Source organism: Corallococcus sicarius, assembly GCF_003611735.1.
GTDB classification, from domain to species: Bacteria; Myxococcota; Myxococcia; order Myxococcales; family Myxococcaceae; genus Corallococcus; species Corallococcus sicarius.
This window is the reverse complement of sequence record NZ_RAWG01000004.1, coordinates 76,273-84,602: the sequence shown is the minus strand read 5'-3', so window position 1 is coordinate 84,602 and position 8,330 is coordinate 76,273. Positions and strand designations below refer to the sequence as shown.

The window sequence follows — 8,330 nt, the reverse complement described above, 5'->3', positions numbered from 1 at the left end:
GGGAGGTGGGGGGGACCGGGCGCGGATGGCAGGCGGCGAGCGTCAGGAGGAGCAGCAGGGCGGCGTGGCGCATGGGCAAGGGGAAACTCTACCTTGCACGGGTGATTGCGCGGCGCGTAGATTGCCGCGCGCTCCATGGCCCGGGAAAAGGACAACATTGCTCTGTCCGATGAGCACAACACCCGCGGCATCGAGCTGGCGGACCGGGGCTGGCTGGACGAGGCCATCAAGGAGTTCAGGAAGGCCATTGACCTGGACCCCACGTCGGCGCACGCGCACGACAACCTGGCCACGGTCTACGCGGAGAAGAAGCAGTTCCGCGACGCGCTGGGCGAGTACCTCACCGCGCTGAAGCTGGAGCCGGAGAGCGCCACCGCGCACTACAACCTGGCCTGCTTCCTCTCCACCCACGCCAGCGAGATGGCCGTGGAGGAGTACAAGGAGGCCATCGAGCTGGATCCGGAGTACCCGGACGCCCACCTCAACCTGGGCCTCACGTACGCGGACCAGGGGCGGGTGGAGGAGGCGATGCGCGAGCTCCAGTCCGCCATCGAGCTGGATCCGCAGGACGCCTTCCCCCGGCACGAGCTGGCGGCGCTGATGATGGACGAGGGCGACTACCGCTCCTCCATCACCCAGCTGAAGGAAGTGGTGCGGCTGGAGCCGGACAACTTCGAGGCGCAGCTGGACCTGGGCATCTGCTACGCCCAGAAGGGCTTCTACGCCGAAGCGGAGCGCGCCTATGAGCGCGCCCGGGCGTTGAATGCGGAAGACCTGTTGCTCAACTACAACCTGGCGGCGCTGTACGCGCTGTGGGGCCGTCCGAAGGACTCCGTCCAGTACCTGCAGAAGGCGCTGGCGGCGGACCGACAGAAGGTCCTGGGCTGGCTGTCCGCCGACCCCATGTTCGACGTGCTCAAGGGCGATCCGGACTTCGAAGCCCTCTTCTGAGGGACCACACAATGGAATGGGTTTTCCTGGGGCTGGCGCTGCTGCTGGTCGTCGCGAACGGCTTCTTCGTGGCGACGGAGTTCGCCATCGTGAAGATCCGCGCCACGCGGCTTCAGTCGCTGGTGGACGAGGGCACGCCCGGCGCGGGCACGGCCCTGAAGATGGTCAACGAGCTGGACGCGTACCTGTCCGCCACGCAGTTCGGCATCACGCTCGCGTCGCTGGGCCTGGGCTGGCTGGGTGAGCCCGCGTTCGCGCACCTCCTGGAGCCGGTGCTGACGCGCATCGTGCCGGAGGGCTTCGCGCCGACGTTCGCGCACAGCGCGGCGGTGGTCATCGCCTTCAGCATCATCACGTTCCTGCACATCGTGCTGGGGGAGCTGGCCCCCAAGAGCCTCGCCATCCAGCGCGCGGAGCAGACGACGCTCGCGGTCGCGCTGCCCATGCGCGCGTTCTACTTCCTCTTCTACCCGGCCATCCGGCTGCTCAACTGGCTGGCGTCCCTGGTGCTCAAGGCCTTCGGCCTGCACTCGGCCGGTGAGTCCCACGAGGCCACGAGCGAGGAGGAGCTGCGCATCATCCTGCACTCTTCCGCGCAGGCGGGCGCCATCACCACGGCCCGGGCGGAGCTGCTGGAGCGCGCGCTGGAGATGGCGCAGAAGACGGCCCGGCAGGTGATGGTTCCTCGCAACCAGATGCGCTACCTGGACGTGGAGGAGGCGCTCGACAAGAACGTGGTGGACGCAAGAGCGTCCGGACACACGTGGCTGCCGGTGTGCCGGGGCAACCTCGATGACGTCGAGGGCGTGGTCAACGTGAAGGACCTGTTCTTCCTCCTGTCGCGCGGCGAGCTGCGCAGCCTGTCCCAGGTGCAGCGGCCGGTGCTCTTCATCCCGGAGAACGCGACGCTGGAGCAGCTGCTGACGGAGTTCCGCCGCCGGCGCCGGCAGATCGCCATGGTGGTGGACGAGCACGGCGGCACGTCCGGCCTCGTCACCATCGCGGACGTGGTGGCGGAGGTCGTGGGCGACGTGGCGGAATTGGGGCGGCGCGTGGAGGAGGTGCGTGCGCTGCCGGGCGGCCGCTTCGAACTGCCGGGCACCGCGCAGCTGGACGACCTGGAAGCGCAGCTCGACGTGAACTTCGATCTCAGCGACGACGAGAAGGGCGAAGTCACCACCATCGCCGGCTACCTCATGGTGAAGCTGGGGCGCGTGCCGGAGAAGGGCGACCACCTCAAGCTCGACATGTGGCGCATCCTCGTGGAGGAGGTGGAGGGGCCGCGCGTGGTGCGCGTGACGGTGGAGCCGCAGTCGCGCCCCGCCGCCGCCCAGGTGCCGGGCGGCAGCCGCCCGACGGAGCCTCCCGCGCCCTCCGGCGAGACGGCTTAAGTTCGCAGGAATTGCGGTGTAGTTGAAGGGCTGAACAGTTTGCCCGACGGGGCGCTGAGGAGCACGAGATGACGCCGCTGATCGCGCCGATGCGGGCTGAGCTGAGTGATCCGATTCCACTGCTGCGCTGGTTGGAGACAGATCCGGCCAGCGTGGATCTGGGTTCAATCGATCCCATCGAAATGTGGGGCTTGGTCGCCATCGCGGCCCTGTCCCGCCGAGATGGAGATGGTCGACTCCGTGTTCGGTTCGAGCCCAATTCGGGTTCGTGTCAGTTTGCTCGGGCAGTAGGCTTTGAGGGGGTCATTGATGTGCCGGGGCGCGCCAGTTCTCCCCCTGGTGAAAGGGGCAGGACGGTCAAGCTTGCGCGTATCCAGCGGCAGGCTCCTACCGAACCCGCTTCGGATGAAATCTCGCGCTTGTTGGTCCCAGAGCCCGCTTTCGAGGATACACGCCGGACGCTGTACTACGTGCTCAACGAGCTACTGCGAAACGTGGTGCAGCACAGCCACGATCCCCTGGGAGGCATCGTGGGGGCGCAACTCAACCGTGGGGGACGGAATGCGACGCAGCCAATGGTCCAGGTTGCGGTCGCTGACGCGGGTATTGGCATCCCGACCAGTCTCCAGGGGCGACACAAGGCGCTGACAGATCCGAAGGAAGCCCTGGCGCGTTCTCTCTGGCCGCACATCTCTAGTGCTTTTGATGAGGGGGAGACCGGCAGTTCCCAGAACGCTGGCATGGGCCTGTTTTTCATCGCGGAGATGACCAAGCTTGTGGGAGGCCGTCTTGTTGTCGCGACGCGGGGGGCCATGTTGAAGCTTGAGGGTGACTCGCATTTCGAGGATCCCCACGGACGCATGACCCTGGATGCAAGCGCGGGCTACCCGGGAACCTTGGTGACATTTGAAATGCCTGCTGAGGCAGAGCAGGACTACGAGGGGATGATAGAGACCATCCGCCAACGGGCCAAGGAGCGCACTCCCCGAAGAGCCGTCCACAAATGGCTCTCGTTCGAGAGTCCGCCAGCAGGCACCCTCAAGTTCGTCGTCAAGCACACCCATGTCGAGGATGCAGCCCGCGCTCAGTCCTTCGCGGAAGAGAAACTCGTGCCCCGCCTCTTGAAACGTGAAGCGGTCGCACTGGATTTCGTTGGCATCCCGACATGCACGCAGAGCTACGTGCATGCTCTTCTCTATGAAGCGCTGCGACTGGCCTGGGCACGCAAGACGCCCGTCTACATTCTTAATGCGCAGCCGGCCGTGCGGAGCACCTTGGAGCTGTTGGAAAACTACGCGCTCGGAGGCTGAGCCTTCATCAGCCCTTGGTCGGCTTCGGGGCCTTCTTCGCGCCGCCCTTGAGCGCGGCCGGCTGCACCTTGGCCTTGGGCCGGTCCACCTTGAGCAGCTCCAGGTTCGTCTCACCGTCCGTGGTCAGCTTGATGATGCCGACGTCCGGCGCGAACCACATCAGGCTCTCCATGGAGCGCCCCTCGGAGCCGGGGCGGCTGGCGCGGGCCGTGGTGATGTTCTTGATCTTCAGCGCCTTGAAGGTGCCACCCTGGACGGTGATCTCCTCCTCGCCCAGCACCGTGGCCTCCTTGTCGAAGGTCGTGGCGATGGTGGGGCGCAGGCCGCCCTTCTTCGCCGGGGGCTGGAGCTTCACCGACAGGCTGTTCTTCCACGTCCCGCCCGGCACCATCACCGACGGGGCGGGCACGGCGACGCCCTCCATGTTCACCACCTGCATGTCCATGCCGGACGCGGACAGCAGCGTGCCCTCCAGGCCGCCCAGCCCCGTGCGCACCCCCTGGGCGTCACAGGTGAGCTCCGTCTGGCCGTTGCGCCCCTTGAGGCTGACCGCGAGCAGGGCCTTCACCGTCCCGTCCGGGGCCGGCACGACGTCCTTCGTCGTCAACACCAGCTCCGAAGAGCGGCCGGCGCGGTACGTCAGCGCCAGCCCCTCCTCCATGGGAAACCACGGGTTTGGACAGGGGGCCGGCGCTGCCGCCACCACCATGTCAGACCGGGGTGCTACCTGAGACGTCGGGGACGCGCCCACGAGGAGCGACAGGGCGAACAAGGGCTGAAACGTAGGCCGCCTCCAGAAAGGTCAAGACCCAAGGTAGGGTGGGACGTCTGCTTTGCAAGGGTGGTGCGAGGTCGCCTGCTCCCCTGCCTGTAGCACTGGACATAGGGTCACGCGTTGCAGTGTCACCCTTGATCACCGGTGGGGTGGCTGGTACTCCTGCCGATCGCTGCGGAGCCGATTTTCCGGCCCCGCGCGCGTTTTCATCCCGCCTCACCGTCGCCTCGTAGGGAGCCCGCTGGAATGCGAATCAAGCGCCTGGACATCACCGGCTTCAAGTCGTTCATGGAGCGGAGCGTCTTCTCCTTCGACGAGGGCGTCACCGGCGTCGTCGGCCCCAACGGGTGTGGCAAATCCAACGTCGTGGACGCCATCCGTTGGGTGATGGGCGAGCAGAGCGCGAAGAACCTGCGCGGCCGGGGCATGGAGGACGTCATCTTCAACGGCTCGGAGTCCAAGCCGCCCCTGTCCATGGCGGAGGTGTCGCTCACCTTCCTCGTGGACGACACGGACACGCTGGCGCCGCAGTACCAGGGCTTCTCCGAGATCACGGTCACCCGGCGCCTGTTCCGCAACGGCGACTCCGAGTACCTCATCAACAAGACGCTGTGCCGCCTGCTGGACATCACGGAGCTGTTCCTCGGCACGGGCGTGGGCACCAAGGCCTACTCCATCATCGAGCAGGGCCGCGTGGGCCTCATCGTCTCCAGCAAGCCGGAGGACCGCCGGCACCTGCTGGAGGAGGCCGCGGGCGTCACCAAGTACAAGGCCCGCCGCAAGGCCGCCGAGCGCAAGATGGAGGCCACCGAGGCCAACCTCCTGCGCGTCAACGACATCACGGGCGAGCTGGAGAAGCGGCTCGACACGCTGTCGCGGCAGGCGAAGAAGGCGGAGAAGTACCGCAAGCTCAAGGCGCGCATGCGGGAGATTGATCTGCACTCGGCCAGCCACCGCGCGCTGGAGCTGATGGCGGAGAAGGGCGTGCTCCAGTCGCGCCTGGAGAACCTGGGCGGCGAGGAGCGCGAGGGCCTGGACCGGGTGAAGGAGCTGGAGGAGGTCATCACCCGGCGCCGCGCGGAGCTGGACGCGGAGGGCACGGCGCTCCAGCAGTTCGCCGGGGAGGTGCACGCGCTGGAGAGCGCCGTGCAGCGCGACGCGCAGGAATTGGCGTACGGCCGGCGCGACTTCGAGGAGACGGGCGCGCGCGTGGCCCAGTCGCAGGCGGAGCTGGACGGACTGCTCGCGCGGCAGGCGGAGGTGGTGCAGACCATGACGGCCCGCGAGGCGGAGCTGTCGGGCATCGCCGGGTCGTACAAGGAAGACGAAGTGGCCATGCAGGTGGCCCTGGAGGAGCAGCGCCGCGTCTCCGTGCTCCAGACGGAGATCTCCCTGCGCCTGGAGCAGGAGCGGGCGGGGCTCGTCGCCGTGGCCACGCGGCTTGCGAACCACGAGAGCAACCTCACCAACCTGGCGCGCCAGCGCACGGACCTGGAGGCCCGCCGCGCGAAGCTCGCGGGCGAGGTGGAGGCCCTGCGCGCCCAGGAGCAGGAGCTGGACGGCGTGCGCACGCAGGCGGCCCGCCACGTGGAGGACACCCGCCACCTGGCGTCCGAGCTGGCCGAGCGCCGGGGCCAGGAGGAGGAGGCCCTCACCCGCACGCGCGAGGCCTTCACGGAGAACGAGGTCCAGGTCATCGCGCTGCGCGAGGAGCTGAGCGACAAGAGAAGCCGCCTGTCCTCCCTGGAGGACATCCAGAAGAACTACGACGGCTTCGACCGGGGGGTGCGCGCCGTCATGGTGCGCGCCGCGGAGGCCGCGCGGGATCAGGGCATCTTCGGCCTCGTGGCGGACGTGCTCACGGTGACGTCGCCGCGCTACGAGCGCGCGGTGGAGGCCGCCCTCGGCGAGCGGCTCCAGCACGTCATCGTCGACAGCCGCGACAAGGGCCTGGAGCTGGTGGAGTACCTGAAGGGCCACGCCGAAGGGCGGGGCACCTTCCTGCCGGTGCCCTCCGGGGACGCGGCGCGGACGTTCGCGGAGCCGGACCTGTCGCGCCCGGGCGTCCTCGCGCACGCGCTGCGCGAGGTGTCCTGCGAGCCCGCGCTGGAGCCGGTGATGCGGCTGCTCCTGGGCGACGTCGTCATCGTCCAGGACCTGCTCGCGGCCCGGGAGTACGCGGATTGGAGCCCCACGCCGTGCACGCTCGTGACGCTGGAGGGTGAAGTCTTCCGCGCCGACGGCACCATCACCGGCGGTGAGCGCGAGGGCGCGGCGGTGGGCGCGCTCCAGAAGAAGCGCGAAATCGCCGAACTGGCCTCCGAAGTGGCCCGGGTGGAGGAGCGCTACAACGAGATCCTCACCCGCCACTACACGCTCCAGAAGCAGATGGGGCAGGCGGAGACCGTCCTCAAGGGCCTGGGCAAGGAGCAGCACGCGGAGGAGGTCAACCTGGCCAGCCAGGAGAAGGACCTCCACAAGGCGAGCGAGGACCTGTCCAAGGTGCGCGAGCGGCTGCGCGCGCTGGAGGCGGAGGAGGGGCAGCTCACCCAGAGCCACACCGCGCTCACGCACGAGGAGGAGTCCAGCCGGGGCGAGGTGGCCCACGGCCAGGCGGACCGCGAGGCGCGCGAGGAGCGCGTGCGGCAGTACGCGGGCGAGCTGGAGGGGCTGCGCCAGCGCGCGGACACGGCGTCCTCGGACCTGATGGGCCTGCGCGTGAAGGTGGCCGCCGGCAGCGAGCGCGGCGAGTCGGCGCGCAAGGAGCTGGAGAGCCTGGTGTCGCAGCGCCGGGACATGGAGGCGCGCACGAGCCGCCTCCAGGGCACCGTGACGGAGGGCCGCGCGAAGGTGGAGGCGCTGGAGCGCAGGCTCGCGGAGCTGGAGTCCACCCGGGAGCAGCGGGCGGAGGAGCACCGCGTGGCCGCGGAGGCGCTGGAGGCGCGCCGCACGGCGCACACCACCGCGACGACGGAGGTCCGCGAGCAGGACACCTCCTTCCGCGAGCTGCGCGGCCGGCTGGATGAGCTGATGCAGGGCCTGTCCCAGATTTCGCTGCGCGAGCGGGAGATTGCCCTGGAGCTGGAGCACCTCTCCGCCGGCATCCGCGAGCGCTACCAGCTGGAGCTGGCCACGGAGCTGCACCAGTACCACCTGCTGCCCACGCTCTCCCCGGAGGTGGAGGGGGAGCTCAAGGACCTGCGCGCGCAGGTGGAGAAGATGGGGGAGATCAACCTCACCGCCATCGACGAGCACGCGGAGCTGTCCAAGCGCTTCGAGTTCCTGTCCGCGCAGCGCCAGGACCTCCAGGCGTCCATCAGCCAGCTGCGCGAAGCCATCGTCCGCATCGACGCGACGAGCCGCGAGCGCTTCAAGCAGACCTTCGACGTGGTGAACGACAAGTTCCAGGCCATCTTCCCCCGCCTGTTCGGCGGCGGTCGCGCCAGCCTCGTGCTGACGCAGGAGGGCCCCAACGGCGAGCCGGGCGTGGAGATCGTCGCGCAGCCGCCGGGCAAGAAGCTGCAGAGCGTGAACCTGCTCTCCGGCGGCGAGAAGGCGCTCACCGCCGTGGCGCTCATCTTCGGCATCTTCCTCATCAAACCCACCCCGTTCTGCCTCCTGGACGAGGTCGACGCGCCGCTGGATGAGGGCAACGTGGGCCGCTACAATGACATGGTGAAGGAGATGAGCCGCCAGTCGCAGTTCATCCTCATCACCCACAACAAGCGCACCATGGAGGTCGCCGACACGCTGTACGGCGTCACCATGGAGGAGCCCGGCATCTCCAAGCTCGTCAGCGTGAAGATGCGCGAGGCCTCCGCGCACAACGACGACAAGGTCCCCGCCGCGTCGTAGCTCCGCGGCAGGCGACGCTGGAAAAGAAGACGGGCGCCCCGGGAGAGT

Annotated in this window: 5 protein-coding genes; 4 read left to right on the top strand and 1 reads right to left on the bottom strand. The window is 68.4% G+C overall.

The window, feature by feature from the left end:
• Window positions 1-135 precede the first annotated feature (135 nt).
• The 3 genes from D7X12_RS01280 (at window position 136) to D7X12_RS01270 (ending at window position 3,652) form a co-directional block, all read left to right on the top strand.
• A complete protein-coding gene (locus tag D7X12_RS01280; protein ID WP_120623433.1) occupies window positions 136-951 on the top strand; it encodes a tetratricopeptide repeat protein in 816 nt (271 codons plus the stop codon).
• Window positions 952-962: 11 nt separating this feature from the next.
• The gene (locus D7X12_RS01275; protein WP_120623432.1) at window positions 963-2,342 is read left to right on the top strand and encodes a hemolysin family protein; all 1,380 of its coding nucleotides are present in this window, start codon (window positions 963-965) and stop codon (window positions 2,340-2,342) included.
• Window positions 2,343-2,410: 68 nt separating this feature from the next.
• Complete coding sequence (locus tag D7X12_RS01270) at window positions 2,411-3,652, top strand: ATP-binding protein (RefSeq protein WP_120623431.1); 1,242 nt, start codon at window positions 2,411-2,413, stop codon at window positions 3,650-3,652.
• 7 nt (window positions 3,653-3,659) lie between these two features.
• Here D7X12_RS01270 and D7X12_RS01265 read toward each other — a convergent pair whose 3' ends face one another.
• Entirely contained in the window at window positions 3,660-4,313 is a 654-nt protein-coding gene (locus tag D7X12_RS01265) for a TapB family protein (RefSeq protein WP_244224273.1), read from the bottom strand.
• A 360-nt stretch (window positions 4,314-4,673) separates the two neighbouring features.
• Here D7X12_RS01265 and smc point away from each other — a divergent pair, with 360 nt between their 5' ends.
• Complete coding sequence (smc, locus tag D7X12_RS01260) at window positions 4,674-8,282, top strand: chromosome segregation protein SMC (RefSeq protein ID WP_120623429.1); 3,609 nt, start codon at window positions 4,674-4,676, stop codon at window positions 8,280-8,282.
• Window positions 8,283-8,330 lie beyond the last annotated feature (48 nt).

Coding starts and splice junctions, on each gene's coding strand:
- D7X12_RS01280 (WP_120623433.1), top strand. CDS start 136: ATGGCCCGGGAAAAGGACAACATTGCTCTGTCCGATGAGCACAACACC.
- D7X12_RS01275 (WP_120623432.1), top strand. CDS start 963: ATGGAATGGGTTTTCCTGGGGCTGGCGCTGCTGCTGGTCGTCGCGAAC.
- D7X12_RS01270 (WP_120623431.1), top strand. CDS start 2,411: ATGACGCCGCTGATCGCGCCGATGCGGGCTGAGCTGAGTGATCCGATT.
- D7X12_RS01265 (WP_244224273.1), bottom strand. CDS start 4,313: ATGGAGGAGGGGCTGGCGCTGACGTACCGCGCCGGCCGCTCTTCGGAG.
- smc (WP_120623429.1), top strand. CDS start 4,674: ATGCGAATCAAGCGCCTGGACATCACCGGCTTCAAGTCGTTCATGGAG.